The 19,820-nt window shown below is 62.7% G+C and carries 18 protein-coding genes; 3 read left to right on the top strand and 15 right to left on the bottom strand.

From position 1 onward, the window contains the following. Positions 1–14: 14 nt before the first annotated feature. Both D3250_RS08335 and D3250_RS08330 read right to left on the bottom strand, forming a co-directional pair. On the bottom strand, positions 15–539 hold the full coding sequence (locus tag D3250_RS08335) for a DUF3817 domain-containing protein (protein WP_119902870.1): 525 nt from the start codon (positions 537–539) through the stop codon (positions 15–17). Next, positions 536–1,369 carry an SURF1 family protein gene (locus tag D3250_RS08330; RefSeq protein WP_119902869.1) on the bottom strand — a complete coding sequence of 278 codons (834 nt, stop codon included), beginning with the start codon at positions 1,367–1,369 and terminating at the stop codon, positions 536–538. The genes D3250_RS08335 and D3250_RS08330 overlap by 4 nt, the downstream gene beginning before the upstream one ends. Before the next feature lie 91 nt (positions 1,370–1,460). On the opposite strand from D3250_RS08330, the gene D3250_RS08325 reads away from it, so the two are divergent. Next, entirely contained in the window at positions 1,461–2,105 is a 645-nt protein-coding gene (locus tag D3250_RS08325; protein WP_119902868.1) for a VOC family protein, read from the top strand. 63 nt (positions 2,106–2,168) lie between these two features. Here D3250_RS08325 and D3250_RS08320 read toward each other — a convergent pair whose 3' ends face one another. Next, a complete protein-coding gene (locus D3250_RS08320) occupies positions 2,169–3,479 on the bottom strand; it encodes a DUF1461 domain-containing protein (protein ID WP_119902867.1) in 1,311 nt (436 codons plus the stop codon). A 98-nt stretch (positions 3,480–3,577) separates the two neighbouring features. Then, on the bottom strand, positions 3,578–4,567 hold the full coding sequence (locus D3250_RS08315; protein WP_192892582.1) for a stage II sporulation protein M: 990 nt from the start codon (positions 4,565–4,567) through the stop codon (positions 3,578–3,580). Positions 4,568–4,592: 25 nt separating this feature from the next. Between D3250_RS08315 and D3250_RS08310 the strand changes: the two genes are divergently transcribed. Continuing rightward, entirely contained in the window at positions 4,593–5,405 is an 813-nt protein-coding gene (locus D3250_RS08310) for an RDD family protein (protein ID WP_119902866.1), read from the top strand. A gap of 1 nt (position 5,406) precedes the next feature. Here the strand turns inward: D3250_RS08310 and ahcY are convergent, their stop codons facing one another. The 6 genes from ahcY to D3250_RS12140 all read right to left on the bottom strand — a co-directional run bounded on the left by ahcY (position 5,407) and on the right by D3250_RS12140 (position 13,520). After that, positions 5,407–6,879: an adenosylhomocysteinase gene (gene ahcY, locus D3250_RS08305; protein WP_119902865.1), complete on the bottom strand. Its 1,473-nt coding sequence runs from the start codon at positions 6,877–6,879 to the stop codon at positions 5,407–5,409. After that, positions 6,876–7,046, bottom strand: coding sequence for a Trm112 family protein (locus D3250_RS11860; RefSeq protein WP_192892581.1), 171 nt, complete (start codon positions 7,044–7,046; stop codon positions 6,876–6,878). Before D3250_RS11860 ends, ahcY begins: the two co-directional genes overlap by 4 nt. 99 nt (positions 7,047–7,145) lie before the next feature. Then, positions 7,146–7,514 (bottom strand): DUF3499 domain-containing protein, encoded by a 369-nt coding sequence (locus D3250_RS08295; RefSeq protein ID WP_192892580.1) that lies wholly within the window; start codon positions 7,512–7,514, stop codon positions 7,146–7,148. A 58-nt stretch (positions 7,515–7,572) separates the two neighbouring features. Then, positions 7,573–9,339, bottom strand: coding sequence for a DUF5719 family protein (locus D3250_RS08290; protein WP_119902862.1), 1,767 nt, complete (start codon positions 9,337–9,339; stop codon positions 7,573–7,575). Beyond that, positions 9,336–12,932 (bottom strand): glycosyltransferase family 2 protein, encoded by a 3,597-nt coding sequence (locus tag D3250_RS08285; protein ID WP_119902861.1) that lies wholly within the window; start codon positions 12,930–12,932, stop codon positions 9,336–9,338. Before D3250_RS08285 ends, D3250_RS08290 begins: the two co-directional genes overlap by 4 nt. Before the next feature lie 33 nt (positions 12,933–12,965). Next, positions 12,966–13,520 carry a WhiB family transcriptional regulator gene (locus D3250_RS12140; protein WP_119902860.1) on the bottom strand — a complete coding sequence of 185 codons (555 nt, stop codon included), beginning with the start codon at positions 13,518–13,520 and terminating at the stop codon, positions 12,966–12,968. 181 nt (positions 13,521–13,701) lie between these two features. On the opposite strand from D3250_RS12140, the gene D3250_RS08275 reads away from it, so the two are divergent. Next, positions 13,702–14,442, top strand: coding sequence for a TIGR03089 family protein (locus D3250_RS08275; protein ID WP_119902859.1), 741 nt, complete (start codon positions 13,702–13,704; stop codon positions 14,440–14,442). Here D3250_RS08275 and D3250_RS08270 read toward each other — a convergent pair. The 5 genes from D3250_RS08270 to D3250_RS08250 form a co-directional block, all read right to left on the bottom strand. After that, complete coding sequence (locus tag D3250_RS08270; RefSeq protein WP_119902858.1) at positions 14,423–14,944, bottom strand: GtrA family protein; 522 nt, start codon at positions 14,942–14,944, stop codon at positions 14,423–14,425. The genes D3250_RS08275 and D3250_RS08270 overlap by 20 nt on opposite strands. Then, on the bottom strand, positions 14,944–16,086 hold the full coding sequence (manA, locus tag D3250_RS08265; protein ID WP_225973251.1) for a mannose-6-phosphate isomerase, class I: 1,143 nt from the start codon (positions 16,084–16,086) through the stop codon (positions 14,944–14,946). The genes D3250_RS08270 and manA overlap by 1 nt, the downstream gene beginning before the upstream one ends. A gap of 121 nt (positions 16,087–16,207) precedes the next feature. Next, positions 16,208–17,911 carry an LCP family protein gene (locus D3250_RS08260; RefSeq protein WP_119902856.1) on the bottom strand — a complete coding sequence of 568 codons (1,704 nt, stop codon included), beginning with the start codon at positions 17,909–17,911 and terminating at the stop codon, positions 16,208–16,210. After that, complete coding sequence (gene purE, locus D3250_RS08255; protein WP_119902855.1) at positions 17,908–18,474, bottom strand: 5-(carboxyamino)imidazole ribonucleotide mutase; 567 nt, start codon at positions 18,472–18,474, stop codon at positions 17,908–17,910. The genes D3250_RS08260 and purE overlap by 4 nt, the downstream gene beginning before the upstream one ends. Then, a complete protein-coding gene (locus D3250_RS08250; protein ID WP_119902854.1) occupies positions 18,471–19,715 on the bottom strand; it encodes a 5-(carboxyamino)imidazole ribonucleotide synthase in 1,245 nt (414 codons plus the stop codon). The genes purE and D3250_RS08250 overlap by 4 nt, the downstream gene beginning before the upstream one ends. Between the last annotated feature and the right edge of the window lie 105 nt (positions 19,716–19,820).

Raw genomic sequence — 19,820 nt, 5'->3', positions numbered from 1 at the left:
ACGATTGTATGGGGTCAGTAGCGCGGCGCCGCAGCGGAGCTGCCCGCTAGGTCGCTTCCGACAAAGCCGACCACTTTCCGCTCCACAAAGAAGCTGAAGAACGGCACGAGACCTCCACTGATGATCAGTGCCAAACGTCCCGCCCCCCAACGAAGCATGTACCACAGTCGGAAGCCTGCAACGAGGTAGACCACGTACGCCACACCGTGGGCCTGAGCGATCAAGGTCGAAGTGGACCGCGCATCCTGTAGGGATTCGGCTGGGTAGAAGCCGATGATGTTGGAGGTTCCGTCGACAGTGGTGCCACCGAGGTACAGCTCGTAACCGTCCCAGAATGTCCACCCGAAAAGGGAACCGCTGATGAGAATCTTGGCGACCATGATCAGCAGGAAGATGCCAGTGATGAAAGCCATCACTCGATAGAACGTCAAGCCACTTCGGATCTGTGCGGGGGTCCCGTAAAGTCGGCGGACATTCTTCTGCGGACGTGGCGGAGGCTCACCCAACGTCACGTTCGAGCTGGCCTGCTGGTCGGTCATGTTCTCTCCTCCGCGTGCTCGTCCTGCTGTCTGTGCTTCTCCAACTGCTCAGCTCGCCACTGCTCCTCCCATTCACGGTCGAGGCGCTCTTCTTCGAGTCGACGTTCGTGGGCGTCCTTCACCAGGCGCCACCAGAGATAGAACGCGAAACCGGCGAAGACGACCCATTCCACGGCATAGAACAGATTGAGCCAGTTGATATCACTGCCTTCAGGCTGAGGGCCCACCCATACGGGCTCCAACGACGACGCTGCAATAGCTTCTTCGCTGAAGTCCACCACGAAACCGGAGTATGCGTCCTCACCCCAGAGGTTGATCAGCTCGGCCACCGACAGTGTGGGCAGGACCGGGTAGGGAAGTTCGCGAGGCCCAGGGCCTGGAGCCTCCGTGGGTAGCAGTCTCCCTTGGAGCGCCATCTGGCCCTCCGGTGCAGGGCCGACGCCTTCGGTGTAGTCTGCTGTCCAGCCGCGAACGACGGGGATCACCTGCTCTCCCGGGGCGCCTTCGACCCGGAAAGCGGCCACTGCCCAGTAACCGTCCTCACCGCTCTGGAGACGTTCAGCGACAAAGACATCGGTCTCCGGGACAAATTCACCGCGGAGGTTCACGATCCGGTCCGCTTCAGCAATGCTGATCGAACGCTCAGGCTCGTAGATTTCAGTGAGCTCCACCGGAGTTTCAGTGTCTTCGGCGTAGCTGTGCTCGGTCCGAGTCTGGTCGAACTGCCAAGCTGAGAGGACGACGAACACGGTAGCCAGCACCAGCGCGAGGACCAGCATGGTGATCCACTGAGGTTGGCGAGCAGTCGCCCAGAAGGAGGATGAGGGCACCTCACTAGGATACGCGTGCCGCCACGCGAGTTCTACATGAGGTAGAAATACCCGATTTCTGCTATCCCGTTTCCGGTGTCAGGATGGTGACATGATGCGACTAGATCATGTCTCTTTTGCGGTGGGCCCTGACGGAATGGACGCCACGGTGAAGCGAATCACCGATGCTTTGGGAGTCGACCGGGTCAAGGGCGGAATTCATCCCCGGTTCGGCACGACAAATGCCATCATCCCGCTGACTGACCGGCAGTACCTTGAGATTGTCGAGGTACTCGATCATCCCAGTGCGAACAAAGCACCGTTTGGGCAGGCAGTCCGCAATCGATCTCAGATCGGGGGCGGTTGGATGGGCTGGTGTGTCACTGTCGATGACCTTGTCCCGTTCGAAGACCGGCTGGGACGCCGGAGCGTGCCGGGCAACCGCAAGTTCCCTGACAACCAGGAGCTGACGTGGCAACAGATAGGCATCAAAGGTCTCATCGCTGACCCTCAGGTCCCATACCTGCTGCGCTGGGATGACGGTACGGAGCACCTGCACCCTTCTCGGGCTTATGAGCCACAGGCCAAGCTGGTCAAACTCTCAATCGCGGGCTCCCCGAAACGAGTTGCGGACTGGCTGGGCTCCCCTGACGCAGACCCCTTCGACAACGTTGCAGTCGAGTGGGTAGCACCGTCTGGCACTCCGGGGATTATGAGCGTAACGTTCTCCACTCCTAAGGGCGAAGTCACGATCTGACTGAAGCTGCCGCTCCAACCTGAGAGGGTTAGAGCGGCAGCCCGGCGGAGGCTTGCGGAAGACTCAGCTGTCAGCTGCCGCCTTGTTCAGCTCATCCTCCAGCTTGGCGCGCTTGCGCTCCTGGACTTCTGCTAAGCGTTCAGCGCGGCGAGCACGCCGACGCTTAGTGGGCCACGTGATCAGCAGCGCGACGATGCTGAAGATGAGCAGCAGTGCTGCCAACCAGATTCCCGCGTCAATCCAGAACTGTTCGGGGTAGAGCCTGATCAGCGTGGAGTCTGAGGGGAAGCTCCAGTTCCCCTGCGGGAAGAACAGATTGTGGAATTCGGTGAAGAACAGTTGCCAGTCCACAATCGCCAGGACGGCCACAGCGACCATCAGGCCGATAGTGGCCCAGGCGCCGGCGAAGACGCCGCGGGCAAGGCCTCCGGGTCGCCAAGAACGCAGCAGCAGTGCCATCAACAGTGTCAGCAGCAGCAGCCCCACTCCGATAATCATGGCGTACCACAGCAGAATCTTGACATCTGCCATATGCGCCACTTCATCATCAGTGAACAGGGGTTCCCCATTGGGCGCGAGCTGCGCGAGGTACCGGGAGTCGGCGCCGTTGAGCAGGAAGTCAGTGCCGTAGGAGCCGTAGAGCAGGCGCTCACGGAGATCCCACCCGCCGGGGTCCGAGGGAAACCCTGGTCGCCAGTAGGTGAACATGAGGAAGATCGGGCTGGCCACGAGTCGAATGGCCAGTACCGCAAACAACAGCGGTGTGAAGATCGCGATCAGAACTGTGAAGAACCTCGAGACTCCCCTCTTGTCCTTCTCCACCTCTTCCTGCAGCTCATCCTCATTGGGCGGCACCGCGGTTTGCTCGCGGCGGACCGTCGCAGCGGGCTGGTCAGGGGAGCGCTGATGCCGCGGCGTCACCGGTGAGGCTGTCGAGACAGCTGGTGATTCGGTGCGCTGGGCGGGTGAATGCTCGCGAGGCAGCGCCGTGGTGCGCTGCTCATCCGCTGCAGCTGGCGCTCCTGTAGTTGCGCTATCTGTGCCACCGACTCTGTCCGCAGAAGTCGCCGACGGCGCGGCAGCTGACTCATCAGAGAGCGAGCGCGTATCGGTCTGCTGTTGGCCCATTGGGGGCACTACCTCAGTCGGCTGAGCTTCACGGTCATCCTTAGACCGATCCGCAGGAGCTGGGACCCCTGCAGCGGGTTCCGATGAGGGCTGTGTGCTGTCATTGTCTTTCCGGGAGGACTCCTCCCCAAGGTGATCCTCAGGGAAGTCTGGCTCCGCCGAGGCGAAGGCACCGTAGTCCAGACCGGACTCGAAAGACTTGTCCTCCGAAGTTTCTTCGCGAGGTTCGTCAGGGTTCTGGCTCATTGTTCGCCTCTCCACGCATTACTGGCCTGACTACACAGTAGAGCTACGATCCTTCACTGTCCCGGAACCGACTCGGCAAGTTGCGCAATTTTGTGGCCTCACGCCGTGAGCTCGTGGTTTCCAGAGTCGTATCTCCCCAGGTCACCGGTGACCCCAGCCGCGGCCGCCCGGGACCCAAGGACGATGGTGTAGACCCAGTAACCGGCCAATACGGCGACACCGATGCCGATGCGCAGCCAGTCCGGCCACGGCGCGGGAGTCACGAACCCCTCCACAATGCCAGAGACCAGTAGCACGAGGCACAGACCCAGAGCGACAGTGATCAGCCTTCGCGCTTCTTCCGCGATGGAAGTCAGTCTCTTCTTCTGTCCGGGCGCAATCCAGGACCAGAAGATTCGCAGGCCAGCGGCTGCGGCGACGAAGACGGCTGTGAGCTCCATCAGCCCGTGCGGCAAGATGTTCAGCCAGAAGTCAGCCGCCGCGTCCTGTTCATACATCACGCCTGCGGCAATTCCCACATTGACGCTGTTGACTCCAAGTATCCACGCTGGCCAGACGCCAGTGATTCCGAAGGCGACGCATTGGGCGGCAATCCAGGCGTTATTGGTCCACACCTGGGAGGCGAAGGCTGAACTAGGGTGCTCTGCGTAGTAGTTAACGAAGTCCTCTTCGGCATAGGACTGCCGGGCCGCCTCAGGCATGATCAGGTCAATCTGTGGGTGCTGGTAGACCCACCAGCCTGAGGCGGCGCCGAGTCCGAGGAATATTGCTGCGATGATCAGCGTCAACCAGCGCAGCCGGTAAAAGGCCACGGGCAGCCCCTGCAGGAAAAAATAGGCGAGTGAGGTGAAGGCGTTCTCGCCGGCGCCGGTCAGCTGAGAACGCGCCCGTCCAATCCCCGCGGAGAGGCTGGCAGCGACAGGTGAATCCGGTGCAACTGATTGAATCATCGACAGATGGGTCGAGGCCCGCTGATAGAGCACGAGCATTTCGTCAGCTTCTGCAGCCGTCAGCCGCCGCTTTGAGGCGAGCCGGTACAACCGGTCCCATTGCGGCTGGTGCACGGCAACAAATGCATCGATGTCCACGGGGTCCACACTATAGGCTGGGCCCATGCGCCACGTGGTCACCGGTGAAGCAGTCGCCCTGGAACTATCGTCGGTGTCTGTGATCACGCGGGGCGCCTCACTGCTGCTGGACCTCGTGGTCTATTGGACGGCCATGGCGCTGGCTCTTGTAGCACTGGGCTTGACGGGGACAACACTGGGGGTCAGTGAAGCAGCCGCTGCGGCGCTCACTCTGACAACGGTGGTCGGCTTCCTGGTCATCACCCCAGTCGCTGTAGAGACGCTCAGCCGCGGCCGGTCAGTGGGCAAGCTGGCATTTGGCATCCGGGTAGTACGTGACGATGGCGGAGGGGTCCGTTTTCGGCACTGTCTGATCCGTGGCTTGACGGGTTTTGCGGAGATCTATCTCACGCTGGGCCTGCTTCCGCTGCTGACCGGGGTGTTCACCGAGCGAGGCAAACGCCTGGGAGATGTGATGGCTGGCACCTACGCCATCAGGGTGCGTCACCTAAGTGTACGGCCGATGATGCTTCCGGTTCCGCCGAGTATGGCTGCGTGGGCACAGATCGCGGACATTGGGCGGCTTCCCGATGATCTTGCTGCTGGCGCAGCACGCCTACTGAGCACGGTGCAGGGGGGTGGACGCAAGGTAGACATGGCGGCCGTGACAGATGTCAGCGACCGGCTGGCCGCCGACATCGTCACCTACGTGGCGCCGGCGCCACCCACAACCTCATCCGTAGAGTTCCTCTCCGCCGTCATGGCGGAGAGGAGAAACCGGGAGTACCAACGGCTGAGGCTGAAGCAGGACCGAGCTGAGAGCCTGCACCGGCGCCTGCACACGCTGCCTTACACGTAGTTCAGTATCGGTAGTGGTCGGGTTTGTACGGGCCGGCCACGTCAATCCCCAAGTACTCCGCCTGATCCTTTGTGAGCTCAGTCAGTTCAGCGCCCAGGGCATCAAGATGCAGCCGGGCAACCTTCTCGTCGAGGATCTTTGGAAGTGTGTAGACCTCGGAGGCGTAGGCATCACTTCCGCTGAAGCCCTTATGAGACTTGGCGAACAACTCGATCTGGGCGATGGTCTGATTGGCGAAGCTTGAGCTCATGACGAACGATGGGTGACCAGTGGCATTACCGAGGTTCAGCAGGCGCCCCTCGGAGAGCACGATGATGGAGGTACCGTTGGGGAAGACCCATTCATGGACCTGAGGCTTGATCTCAATCTTCTGAATTCCAGGGATGGCGGCGAGTCCCGCCATATCGATCTCGTTGTCGAAGTGGCCAACGTTCCCCACAATTGCCTTGTCCCGCATCAGCTGCATCTGTTCAGCGGTGATGAGGTCTTTGCCGCCAGTCGTCGTAATGAACAGGTGAGCCTTCTCCACGACGTCATCCAACCGAGCCACCTGATAACCGTCCATCGCCGCCTGTAGGGCGTTGATCGGATCAATCTCTGTCACGATCACGCGTGCGCCCTGTCCGCGGAGTGCGTCAGCGCTGCCTTTCCCGACGTCTCCGTATCCGCACACCACGGCGGTCTTGCCACCGAGGAGCACGTCCGTGGCGCGCATGATTCCATCAGGCAGCGAATGCCGGACGCCGTACTTGTTGTCAAACTTTGACTTGGTCACTGAGTCATTGACGTTGATGGCCGGGAACAGGAGGCTTCCATCGCGAGCCAGCTGATACAGGCGGTTGACCCCGGTGGTCGTTTCCTCAGTGACACCCATGATGGTGGAGGCGATTCCGGTGAAGCGCTGGGGATTCTCCTCGATGCTCCGACGCAGGGTGTCCAAGATAATCCGGTACTCTTCAGGGTCGTCATCCTGTACGGAGGGGACCCCGCCAGCGGCCTCAAACTCTGCACCCTTGTGCACCAGAAGAGTCGCATCGCCACCATCGTCCAGAATCATGTTGGCCCCCACGCTGGGATCCTCGTCCACCCCAGGCCAGGCGAAGATCTGGGCAGCTGTCCACCAATATTCTCGAAGAGACTCGTTCTTCCACGCGAACACCGGAACGCCCTGCGGGTCTTCGGGTGTTCCGTTCGGGCCGACGACCACAGCGGCTGCCGCCTCATCCTGAGTAGAGAAGATGTTGCAGGATGCCCACCGAACCTGCGCTCCCAACGACACCAGCGTTTCAATCAGCACTGCAGTCTGCACAGTCATATGCAAAGATCCGGCGATCCGGGCCCCTCGCAGCGGCTGTTCCGCGGCAAACTCCTCGCGCAGGGACATCAACCCCGGCATTTCGTGCTCGGCAAGTCGAATCTGGTGCCGACCTGCTTCGTGAAGTGAGATGTCGGCGATCTTGTAGTCAAAGCTCATGAATTGTGATCCTTCAGCAGAGTAGGGACGCCCTGATCAATCGGATATCGTCGGTTGGTGTCGCCGACGGCGACAAGCTCCTGGCCCTCCTGGCGCAGGGGACTTCCAGTGACCGGGCATCGCAGAAGCTGCATTATCAAAGGCTCGATCAGAGACGTGCGTGGCATGGTCTCCAGGGTACCTGCCCGCACTGATCGCACTGCCCTACCTGTCATCTGCCGACGTAATCACCCTGGGGCAGCGCTTAGGGAGTTTGGCCGACAGGCTCAGTCGGGAAGAAGCCGGAGGTGCCCGCGGCTGACGCCGGAACTTCCTTCGGGAGCAGAAAGTGGCGTCGGTGCTTGCCGCCCGGGCACCCTCGCCGCAGGCTCTCGGCGAGTTTCCCGCACGGCATCAGCTAACGCCAGAAGGTCATCTTCGCTCTCCTCAGGCGAGGAGTAGTCCAAACGCAGCAGCTCCCAGCCGCGGGGAGCGCGAACCGCATCAGCGTGGCTGGCGCAGAGGTCGTAGGCGTGCGGCTCGGCGTAGACACTGATCGGACCGACGACGACAGTTGAGTCAGCGTAGGAGTAGGTCAGGGTCGCCGCAGCCGGAGCATCGCAACTGTGTTTGGTACAACGGCGTTTGGAATCCACGATCACTGAGCCTACCCAGCTGACGCCGAGATTTCGGGAATTCCGAACAACCCGTGTCCTAGCGCTCCACGCGCAATGGCACATACTGGGCACTGGGACTGATAGGAACAATCGGAGTTGAGGTGAAACCTCCGGCCTCATCACGCGTGACAGTGCCGCCGAACACTTCGCCCTCGCCAGCGGTAATGATCACGGCCGAAAGGTCCGCCAGCCCCCCGTCCTGCGAGTGGTCAACGAGGTCATCGTACGTCACCTCAGCTGAGGCGCCGGCGGGGACCTCCAGGACCAGATCGTCAGTGCGTTCACCCTCACTGTCTAGGAGCCGGTAGGTCACCTGTGCCTGCTGATCCTCCGACGGCGCCAAGAAACGAAGATCCGTTCGGTGCTCCCGGGGCAGCACAGCGCCGGAACCTGCACTCAGCGGTTCTGCTGCGGCTGACCAGCTGAAATCTGCAATCGGGTCTCTCTCCTGCTCCTGATTCTCAGCCTCGATTTCTTCGCCGGCAATCGGGTCGGGCTCCGGGTCCACCTCGACGGTGACCGGCTGTCCATCCCCGGCACTGCGCACTGCTGCGAGGGTGGGCAAGTCGGAGTTCACGACAATGTCATAGGTGCCGGACGGGAGACCGTGGAGGCCTGGTGCCGAGACTCTTCCCGGCTCCACGGTGAACACGCCGGGTGTGTCCGTCTCCACCTGACCGTCTGGACCGAAGACTTGCAGCTCCACAGTCACGCTCTCATCCCCTGGGGCGTAGAACCATAACTGCGGGTCTTCTTCCGACCCGGCAGGCACCCCGACCGCGATGTGCTGCTGTTGCGGTCCCGGCAGGGCAGTCAGCACCTCCACCCCGAGTCCGCTCCCTCCCGCAGCACTGGCGGATTGCAGGTGTCCAGCCACCGGGGCGCCACTTGCCTGCACATGCACGGCAATTTCGGAGTCAGGCTCGGCAATGCCAGCCACGTTCACCGTTCGGACCGAATTCTGCGGAATAAGCACTGTAGCGGACCCCAACATTCCGGTATCACCATCGGCATCATAGGTCCTGACCTCGGCGGTGGCATCGCGACTGTGGGGATTCGCCAGGGTGAGCAGTGAATTCGCGCCCGCGCCCGTCTCTGGTCCTAAGAACCACTGGCTGCGGCCCGGAGCATCGCACATTCCTGCAGTCAGACCCGTGACCGGGCCTGAATCTGCACTGTAGGAGTAGGCGGCGGCGGCTACTGCCGCTCGCGAGGGGGATCGTCCGGGCAATGGCTCGACTTCCAACAGATGCACGCCCTCCTCGGTCTCGAACTCACCCGAGATGAAGGGCCTGTCTGCCAACGGGCCCTCGGTCGCGTCGTCGCGGTTTCCCTCGGAGATGAGGTTCTCCGCCTCTCCCCGCCCTTGATCGTCCAACGCAAACCATTCGACAGCGGGAAATTTTCCGTCAGTAGCTGCGAACACCATAGCTGTGGTGTTCGCAGCCGCGGAGTCATCCCGCTCCTCGTATTCAAGAACTCCCTGCTCTGACAACGTCTCCGGGCGTCCGGGCACAGAGGGACAGGTTAGTGTCTCTGCCACCTCTGGACCAGCCACCGCATGCGGTTCGAGCACCACCGGTTGCTCCTGGGTCTCACCGGTCATTTCCATGGCGGCTGACCCGACAACAGTTGCAATAAGGCCCAGGCCGGCCAGCACTGCCACTGTCGGGGCAGCCCGCACGACGCGATCGTTCGGAGTGCTGGCCACCTGAGTGTCCGTGCCCCGGGTCTGGTCGCGCTGGGCGCGGCGCCGCGCCTTCTGCTGCGCCTTGAGGTACTTCCTCACTTTTCTCGAGGTCATGGGCGGCCCTCCCCGCGAAACGTGAGCCGGTCGTCAGAGACCACTGGAAGAATCCGCCAGCTTCGAGGCAGCGGCAGTGCGACGAGGAGAAAAATCAGGAGCAGGGCACCCGTGAAAACGAGAATCGGGTACTGGAACTGGGGACTGTGGCTCAGTTCCAGGTGCCCCCGAGGGTCTTCGGCGAAACTCTCTGGGAGGTGGAACTGCTGGCTCCACGAGACCTCCTCGGGTTCGGCGCCCAGGCTGGACGCTGTCACCGGCCGCAGCCTCTCCCCATCGAGGGTGGCCTGCCAACCGGCGGCGCGTTCTGAGGCAATCTGCACATGGTATTCGGTCCCATCGTCCAGCTCGAGGGCACCGCCTTCGGGGAGCAGGACTGCGGACAGATCGGCTGCAAGCCGATGATGCTCACTGGGCAGCAGCGCCACGGGTTCCCCATCAGCTGTGACGATTCGAGCCCAGGCGGTGGGCGCACCGACCACGCCTGCCGGTGCAGCAAGCTCCTCGGAGGGTCCGGACTCTATGCGCCAAAGGGCACCAAATTCAGTATCACCGACAGCCGTCAGGCCGCTGGCCGTATCGACAGCCTCCCGCAGAGCTGTTCCCTCGCTCACCAACACATGGCCTATTCCCAGCTCGAAGGCGATCTCCGCAGTGTTCTCGGAACCAGGCACAACGACGCTTGCCACGAGGTCCCCGAGCCGCTGTTGAGAACTGCTGAGCTCCCCCGGAGCGCTTCCATTCGTGCCAGGTTCCGCCAGCGCACCGAAGGCCCAGAGGGGAAGCTGCTCCTGCACGGCAGCGCTGCGATGCTTGTCCAATGTCTCACCGCTGCGAGACCGTAGCTGGGCGGTCACTCCCTCATGCGAGGAGGACAGCACCAGAGTTCTGGTGGCAGCTGGTCCCGCCCCAAGGTCTGCGGCCGTGGCCGGAAGGGTACGGACAGCAGCCGGCGCAATAAGGACCTGCTGCTCGTTGACTGCAGTAATTGTCCTATCAGCCAGCTCGGCCGTCGGTATCAGCCGCGGCGCAGCCCAGAAGACGCCGGAGGCGAAGATCGCCAGAACAAGAAGGGTGGAGGCCACCGGGGTGAAGATGCCTCCGAGGACGGCGTGCGAACCAGGCCCGCCCTGGAGCCCACCGATGGCAGCAGCAATCAGGCAAAGCGCCAGCGCCGAGACCATGGGGCCGATGTGACCTCCGAGGACTTCGCCACCCGCGGTCCCGGCGGCCAGCCGGCTCACCAGAGCGGAGTACCCCACCAGGCCGAGAGCTATGAGGCCGCAAGTCATCATCAGAAGTCGGCGGCCCGCAGCCAGCATTGCCAGCACTGCGATCACGACCAGCGGCGCGCCGATCAGAAGTGCCAGGCGCAAAGCCCAAAAATCGGCGTCAAGTGCCCCCGGCAACCACCCGAGACGCTCGGTGTTGGCAGCACCCGGCAACCCGGCTGCAGGGTCGAAGGCCTGGGAAAAGCCCAGCAGCTGCTGCCAGATCGGAGCCGATACTCCCGCCTCGGTCGTGGGCAGGTTGCGCCCGGGCTCAGTGATCAGCGCCGCAACAAGGCTGGAACCGCGATCAACAGTGGACATCAGCATGGGCAGGAAGATCGCCAGGGCGGGGATCGGCAGCATCCACAGGACGCGCCCTTGACGCCCCAGCAGCAGGGCGGCCGTCACGCAGCTCAGCACCGCCGGCACTAAGAGAACCGGCGCAGCGGCGGTGACCCCCGCCATGAGCAGGGCAGCCGCGGCGGCCGTCTCCCACCCCGCTGTGAGCCGCAGAGCAGCGATCCCGCCCGGATGGTCACGCCGCTGGCTGTGGAGGCGCACGGCGCGGACCGAGACCAGCACGAGCACTGGCAGCAGGATGTGCGCGATGACGGCGCCTACACGCCCCTGACCGGAAGCCGCCTGGAGCGCCGGGAGGAGCGCCCAGATCAGGGCTGTGATTACGCGGTGCATGGATGCTGAGCTCCAAAGGCTCGCCGCCCACCATGCGGTGAGGGCACTCAGCGGTGCCGCCAGGATAACTATCCACAGCAGCACCATCGACGCGTGGCCAAGGCTCACCGCGGAGAAGATGAGTAGGACGAGGTTGAAAGGGTCTGCGGCGGCGCGTTCCCCTAAGGAATCGGCGACCAAAAAGGAGAGCGTGTGATTCCAGATCTCGTTCAGGGACGAGGAGGCAGGCGCTGCGGCACCTCCGCCGAGGGCGCCGGCTGTCAGCAAGTCTCGGAACCCCACCAGTGAGATTCCGGTCAGTACAGTCAGGAGCAAGAATAGCCCCAGTCGGTCTCCCGACCCCCGCGTGGGCAGTTGGTCGAACTCACCGTCACCTTCGCCGACCTCCAGGAGCGCGTCCTCATCCCCCGGTGCTGCCGAGACCGGCGCCGTACGCTGACCTGTGACACCTACCGTCTCGGCAGTGGTGTCCCGACGTCGCTGATCACGCAGAGTGGTGCCGCTGAGTCGAGCCTCGCGGACAGCCTGATTGCCGGTCCGCAACACTTGTTGGGGTGACTCGCCCGCTCTTTCCGGCCGTGACAAAGCTGCCTTCCGTCCTGCAGCGCGGTGCCGACGGAGTCTCCAGATGGCGGCCACATTCACCAACGCACTTGCCGAGCTGCCGAACTGTGACAGCCCTGCATCAGGTGCCTTGCACACTAACAGCGCGACTAAGCGTGCCGCTGCGGCGAACCAGAGTCCCAGCCAGACAAACGGCAGCGCAGTCAGGTGAGCACGGCTTAGTCGCAGGCGCACCTGGCTTGAGCGCTCAGCGTGGGAGAGCAGCAGGCTGCCGCCCAACCGATGGACCATCGCGCCCTGTGGCGGTGCCGGTCGGCGCACTGCCGCGCCGGACTCCAGCACCGTGCGAGCGCCCACCTCGCGCGCTCGCGCACAGAACTCAGCAGCCGCGTAGTCGTCATCCAACTCCGGGCTGTAGCCACCTAGATCTCCGAAGAGACTGGCTCGCACGAGCATGCCATGAGCGGAGACACCGGGCACCTCGTCCCGTCCGTCATATTGCCCCTGGTCCAGCTCTTTGGGTTCGGTAAGACTACTGACTTCACCGGAGCGGGTCACCCAGAGTCCCGCACTGAGCAGACGCGGCTCTTCAATGCCTGCGACCCACTGTTTGGCTCCTACGACTTCAACGGTCCGATGAGTTTCTTCATCTTTGACCGTGAAGATCCGCTCTTCGAGTTGCTCCAGTGCTGTCGGCTCCGCCACGGTGTCCGCCGAAAGAATCCACAACCACTGGAACTGCGGAGCGAACCCGTTTCCGAGCTGCCGCTCCAAAGTCCTCCACAGCGGCGTAGACTTCACTCCCCCGGGGCCGCTGGAGAGTGTCTGCTTGGCCTGACGGCGGTCGCGGATCAGTCCCGAATGCAGGGAGCGAGACAGATCCTGAGGCCCCGTGTAGGTAGCAGAACTGAGTTCAATGACACTGTCGGGCTGTCGGGTCTGCCACTCCAAACCTGCAGCGGTGTTCAGCGCCCGACCATGGGCGTCCCACTGCGGGGACGCAAAACCGCCGCCGTCATGAAGTACGACGGCGGCGATGTGGAGGCGGGCAGCGGGACCACTCACCTACCGGCCCCCATGGGAGCAGTCGGCCTCACGTCAGCGTGCTCGTCTCTTCAACTTCCGACGTTCACGCTCGGAAAGCCCACCCCAGATGCCGAACCGTTCGTCGTTTGCCAGGGCGTAGTCTAGGCAGTCCTGCTTGACGTGACAGGCGCCACACACTTTCTTGGCATCGCGAGTGGAACCGCCCTTTTCTGGAAAGAATGCCTCCGGATCAGTCTGTGCGCAGAGCGCATCGACTTGCCAGGCCAATTCTCCCTCAACCTGTTCCGTCGGTACCAGCATGGGAATGCCCAGCCAGACTGAATCAGCCGCGTCATCCGCACCCGTTCCAGGACTTGTCTGAGTGCGGCGGGAAGGCGCCTCACTCAGAGCCGTCACCGTACTGTGCTTTTCGGCTTCTGCAGCCTCAGCCTCAGCAAGGAAAGCAGTGGCCCGGTCCTCCAACGCGGAACCGTGCTGGAACTGTTCTGCTGCTGATGGGTCCGCCGGATCGACGAACCAGTCAGGTGGTACGTCGATTCCGCTCCTACGGACAGATCTCTGGTCCTGCTCGGGGCCGATTTCACTCAGCCGCTGCGGCTTCCCCATACTGTGGGCCTCCCCCGGCTCTTCCTTGCGCTTATACACTCGTAACGGTCCTTGTCTCGTCCCTAATTACACTGGTGTGAGTAAACATTCGTCAAGTGCCCTCGGCGAGTCGCACCGGACCGGCGTGCCGCGCCCCTCGGGGCACCGCTGAAGACAGCAGCAAGCAGGAGGACGATCAATCATGTGCCCACTGACACTGGGAGATTCCTCGGGCAAGGACCCTGTGGAGTTTGCCGAGCTCGTCGAACTCTTGGCTGCCCGCCCCCAACCTGCTCTGATCTACTACGACGGGAGTGCGGCACCCGATGATCCGACGGCGCGGATCGAACTGTCGGGGAGAGTTCTGGCCAATTGGGCGACCAAGCTCATCGGGCTGCTCGCGGATGAGCATGATCTCTCTGCTGGGGAGGCGGTGCTGATCGACATGGTCCCGCACTGGAAGGCAGCGGCACTTGCCCTCGCAGCCGGTGCACTGGGAGCAGATGTCCATCTCGCCGGAGGGGATCCCGACAAGACACAAACGGCGCAGGTCCTGGTCGCTTCGGACCGACCCATGGCGTGGGTTGCCGGGGACGGCTTGGCAGACGCGGAGCTCGCTGCTGTCTCCCTCGGAATGCTGGACGACTCATTTCACGAGGCAACAGGTCAGGAGATTCCCGCCTGGGTCACCGACGTGTCAGCGGAGGCCCGCCAATACCCCGACCACCTGCTGACTCCCCTGCCTGCAGCGGCCTTGCCGCCTCTGACTAGTCGTTCAACGAACCAAGCGCTGTTGCTCAGGCAGTGGGGCTCGGAGAGCTTCACCCAGATGCTTGGCACCTGGGCGGCTGGAGGCGTCGTCGTGCTTTTTCACGGACCTGAGGGCGGGGAGAGCTGGGACCGGATGCTGCGGAATGAGGGGATCAGTCTGCAGAGTCCCTAACCTGCGGCATCTGATCGGTGTAGGGAGGCGCATGTGCCGCTGCCAATGCGGTCTCGCCCTCAGCGCTGCCCGTGAACACCCAGAGCTTGTAGGCTACGAACCGGAAGCACATGGCCATCCCCATACCGATGATGGAGCCAGAGACGAAAGAGGCCAGCTCACTGCGCAGACCCAGAATGTAGAAGCTGAATGCCACACAACCCGACATGATGAGAAGGCCGATGAGATTCATGAGGACAAACATCGCCAATTCACGTACACGGGTTCGCGTGCGCTGACGCCTGAAGGTCCAGTAACGGTTGCCGAGCCACGCGAAGATGGTCGCGACGGCCACTGCAATGGCCTTGGCCTTGACGTGGGATTCGTCCATGGGGCCGGTGATGAGCCACAGGAATATGGCGGAGTCGATGAGAAATGCACCCGCTCCCACCACTCCGAACTTCGCCAGTTCCCGCCAGAGGGCTTGAAAGAGGCGCAGCCCCCTATCCAAGACTTCGCCCATCAGCCCACTGCCTTCGGCGCACCCAGTGAGCGAGCGCGGACGTCTCGAGGTTGGGCAATGAGTAACTGGGCGCCCTCGGAGCTGAATACCTCAGTGGATCCGACGGGGATGTAGACCGAGTCCCCCGGACACAGCACCGCTGTGCCTGCTCTGACGCTTCCCGAGGTGCAGAGCACGATCATCGGTCCGGCGTTGTCAGTGCGGTATTGCGGCCCGACGGCTGGGAAGTCTATGTGGGTCAGCTGAAATTCCTCAGCTTCGGTCACGTACCGGTCGGCACCTGGGGCTAGGACCAGGGGCTCGAGCAGCTGCGGGTCCGTCGGGGAGGCGTTGAGGATCTTGAGTAGGCCGGACACGTCGACGCGCTTGGATGTGAGCCCACCGCGCAGCACGTTGTCTGAACAGGTCTGCACCTCCACTGCGACGCCGTGGAGGTAGGTGTGCAGCGTCCCCGGTGCCACGTACATAGCTTGGCCTGGGGCGAGGTCCACCCGATGCAGCATCAGAGCCACAAAGATGCTGGGGTCTCCGGGGAAGTGCGACGTTATCCGGCTCAGCGTATCGGCCAGTGCAGGCTCCAGGACTGAAGTGGCCCTCATGGCCAGTTCCTCCGCAGCGACGCTCAGCAACCCCGTCCGGTCCTCCAACGCCATGCGGACGGCAGCACCGTAATCCCCGCGCAGGATCTCCAGCGACAGTCCCTCCACCGCAATGGCGAGGTCCCCCTCCGCAATGAGCCGCTGTGCTTGTGTCAGGCGTCCGGCGACGGCATCTGAGTCATCGAATCCCGAGAGTGCAGCGAACTCGGTCAGCGCGAAAACTAGCTCAGGCTTGTGTTGGGGGTCCCGGTAGCTCCGCTCTGGGGCATTCGGCGGGATCTGGGCCGCCTGCTCAGCCGCGAAGCCGGACTGCGCCTGCTCGAGTGCGGGGTGAGCTTGGATGGACAGCGGCGTGTCCACGGACAGTACTTTGACCATGAAGGGTACGTCGGTGAGCGCCTCACCGGTCTCGAGATGTGACGGGTCAGTCGGGTGGGAGCCCATCCAGATCTCAGCCTGCGGACTCGCCGAAGGAACCCAACCGAAGAGGTCACTGACCGCCGTTCTTGAACCCCACTCATAATGCCGGACGGGGTTTGTCATTCTGAACACCGCTGAGACTCTATCAGCGGCTTCCTGGGGGCAGGCGACGCCTGGGCCGGGAAATGGTCCAGGTGTGGTGAAGGTCGCAGACGGCAATGTGTTCATCTGGGGAGGCGCTGTCTCAATCGGCGGGGCTGCAATCACCGTTGCCGTTGGCAGCACGTTCGAGCAGACCCACCTCGCCACGCTGCTGGGCTTCAATGAGGTACAGCTCGGTGAGCGGTGATCCGTCCGGCTGTGTCACCTCCGATGGTTCTGGCTCAGCTTCCTCTTCGGGTTCGTCGTCAGCCACGGCCTCGTCGCTGTGGTCAGGAGTGGGCCCGGGGGGTTGAGTCTCCTCCTCAGGGGCATCCTCCTCAGGAGTTTCCTGCTCTTCTTCGGAGTCAGTTTCAGGTTCAGGCACTGTCTCCTCTTGCTGGTCGGCGTCGTCCTCGCTCGCATCATCGTCCTCACCTTCGCCTTCGCGGGCGATGAGCTCATCTACCCGTGAATGGATCTGGTCGAAGTCGGGATACGTGGAGAAGAGGTCGCCGGAACGTCCGAAGTCAGGGGCGCCGAGGGTCAGACGCTGCGGCTCATGCTCCTGCGCATCTGCTGCGAGGTCGAGCAGGCTGCCCAATTGCGACTGCGGCAGGTTCGTATCGACAAGATTTTCCCCTGCGGCCATCATCTCCGTAAAGCGCGTCAGCAGAGTCTGGGGGGAGAACTGCCCGATCATAGCCTGTTGGACGCACTGCTGACGTTCGATGCGCGCATAGTCGTGACTGAAGTCGCGGGATCGGGCGAAGGAGAGAGCGTCGTCCCCGTCGAGTTCCAAGGTACCTGGCTCGAACCACCGGTCGCCCCACTCGTTAGTTTCCGGGTGACGTCCTCGGTACGGAACCCAACCGCCTGACTCCACCGTGATCCCGCCCATGGCGTCGATGAGCTCGGAGAAACCGTCCATGTCCACCATGACGTAACCGTGCATGCGCAGATCGAGAGTCCCGGACGCAGCATCTATCATGGCTTCCACACCCGGATCCTCAGCTTCTGGATAGAGGTGGCTGTAAGAGTTGTGCACCTCTGTGTAGAGGAAGTTGATAATGCACTCATTGCCGCAGTTGTACCCGTTGGGGTAAACCTCCTGCATCGGAGAGTCCTCACTGAACTGGGCATTCTGGAAATTCCGGGGGATGGAGAAGATGATGGTCTCAGCCGAGGACTGATTGACCGAAACCACGTGGATTGAATCTGGACGCAGGCCTTGGCGACCCTCACCCGCGTCAGCGCCGATCAGCAGAAAGTTGTACCGGCCTTCATCGGCGGAAATCGCAGGGCCGGCACTGAAGATCCCGGCCAAAGCCTGGCGGCCCTCATTGAGGATATATGCCGCGTATCCCAGGCCGCCCGAGGTCAGCACCATCAGTGCCACCATGACCACCGCCAGGATCGGCTTGGAACCTGGGGGCAGCTGACCGAAGCGAATCAATCGGAAGGTGTCCAGCCACAGAACCAACCAACCCACGGCCAGGAAAGCCAAAATGACAGACGCCGCCCACATGAGGAATGGCTGGGTCAGTGCACTAAGCAACACAGACCTCATCGTGAAATACATTGCGAAACCCAGCAGCGCAGTGAACCAGCAGCCCACTGTGACGGCCAATGCGACCCGACCCAGCCTGCGGGATCCCACCGTGACCTGGGCGCCGCCGGGCACCAGCAGTGTCAGAAGGATCAACACACAGGCCCGTTTGGTCCGTTCTCGCTCGGTGGCTGAGCGCGGGTTGCGCAGGGCATCGTTCCCGTCCTGAAACTGGTGGTAGGTGATGCTTGGCGTGATCACGTCAGGCGACCACTTCTCGTCCGGAAGGTGCCCAGCTGCGCTGCCTCGCTGCGCAGCGCTTCCCCCTTGGCGTGAGCTTGTGCGGCCAAATCGGCCTGAAAGGTCTGGAGTTTGTCCCGCAGGGCGGCTGCCTGCGTGTCGGTTCCGGAAGCAAGTGTGCGCACCGCTAGCAACCCCGCGTTCCGAGCTCCGCCAACCGACACAGTGGCGACCGGCACTCCTGCGGGCATCTGCACGATCGACAGCAGTGAGTCCAGGCCGTCGAAATGCGCTAGCGGCACCGGGACCCCGATCACCGGCAGGGGCGTGACGGAGGCTAACATCCCGGGCAGGTGAGCTGCCCCACCCGCCCCGGCGATCAACACCCGCAGGCCTCGGGTGTGAGCCTGCGTGCCGTAGTCGATCATCTCAGCGGCCATCCGGTGTGCCGAGACTACGTCGGCTTCGAAAGTGACGCCGAACTCATTGAGTGTCTCGGCGGCCGCCTTCATTACCGGCCAGTCGGAGTTCGAGCCCATCACGATGCCGACCTGCGGCTCGCGGTCTTCGGAACTGACGCTCATGCCTGTGCCTCTCCTTCGGTGAGGATATGTGCCACCTCAGCAACACTCTGCCGGACCCGCGCCAACCGTGTACGCCTAGCCTCATAGGTCTCATCACGTCTGGTGGTCTGCGTCAGCATCGTCACGTGACCGATCTTTCGCCCAGGAGTGGGCTCCTTACCGTAAAGGTGGATCTTAGACGCGCCGGAACGGCGCATCGCTGCCGGCAATGCCGAATGGAGGTCTTGGTTGGCGCCACCGAGCAGGTTCTTCATCACCACATAACCGCCTGCCCCACCAGTGACTGAGGTCGCTCCGAGCGGCAGATCCAGGACGGCGCGCAGATGCTGCTCGAACTGGCTGGTGACAGAGCCATCGATGGTCCAGTGACCGGAATTGTGCGGACGCATAGCAAGTTCATTGACATAGATACCTGGCGGTGTACCAGCAGCGCCGTCGTCCTCAGCGATCTCAAAAAGCTCCACAGCGAGCATCCCGGTGACACCGAGACGCTCCGCGATAGTGGTGGCGATTCGCTCCGCCTCAGCTAGGTGATTCGGAGACGTGCGGGGAGCCGGCGCGACTACCTCATCGCAGACACCATGTGTCTGGGTCGAGGCGACCACCGGGTACGCTGCAGCAGCGCCAGAAGCTCGCCGTGCCACCTGGGCAGAGAGCTCCCTGGTGAAGGGCATCTTCTGCTCAGCGAGCAGCCCGGTGCGTTCCTCCGCTGCGCGGTCGAACCAGCTGATGACTGCCGGGGCGTGCACTGATGAAGGGTCATCAAGCACCATGACGCCCTTTCCGTCGTAGCCGCCGCGGGGAGTCTTCAGCACCACCGGCCAGCCGACAGCGCTGCCGAAGCTGGCCAGATCCTCAGTGGTATGGACCTCTGTCCAGCGGGGATTGGGCAGGCCCAATTCGTCCATCGCCCTGCGCATGGCCAGCTTGTCCTGGGCGTAGATCAGTGCCTCCGGAGAGGGGTTCAGGGTTGCTCCCGATTCCACCAACGCTGTGAGAACACCCTCGGGCACGTGCTCATGGTCGAAGGTGATGGCGTCCAAGCCCTCCGCGAATTCCAGCACGTCCTTGGCAATGCGAAAGTCGCCGATGGTGGTCTTGGAGATCACTTGAGCGGCTGAGGCCTCAGCTGATCCGGCCAGCAGATGCAGCTCGACCCCGAGTTGGGTGGCGGCCGGAGCCATCATGCGTGCCAGCTGACCATCACCCAGCACTCCGATTTTCGGCACAGAAGTATTCACAGTCCCCCATTATGTGGCACGGTCCTGGTCAGGGTGAATATCACCACACCGTCTGACTCCGCACACTCGGTGAATGTGGAGAGTGCCGCTCTATCCTCAGGGGGT

The sequence above is a fragment of the Nesterenkonia natronophila genome (assembly GCF_003595215.1).
Classification (GTDB): domain Bacteria; phylum Actinomycetota; class Actinomycetes; order Actinomycetales; family Micrococcaceae; genus Nesterenkonia; species Nesterenkonia natronophila.
The sequence above is the reverse complement of the archived record's forward strand: the minus strand, read 5'-3'. Positions and strand labels throughout refer to the sequence as shown.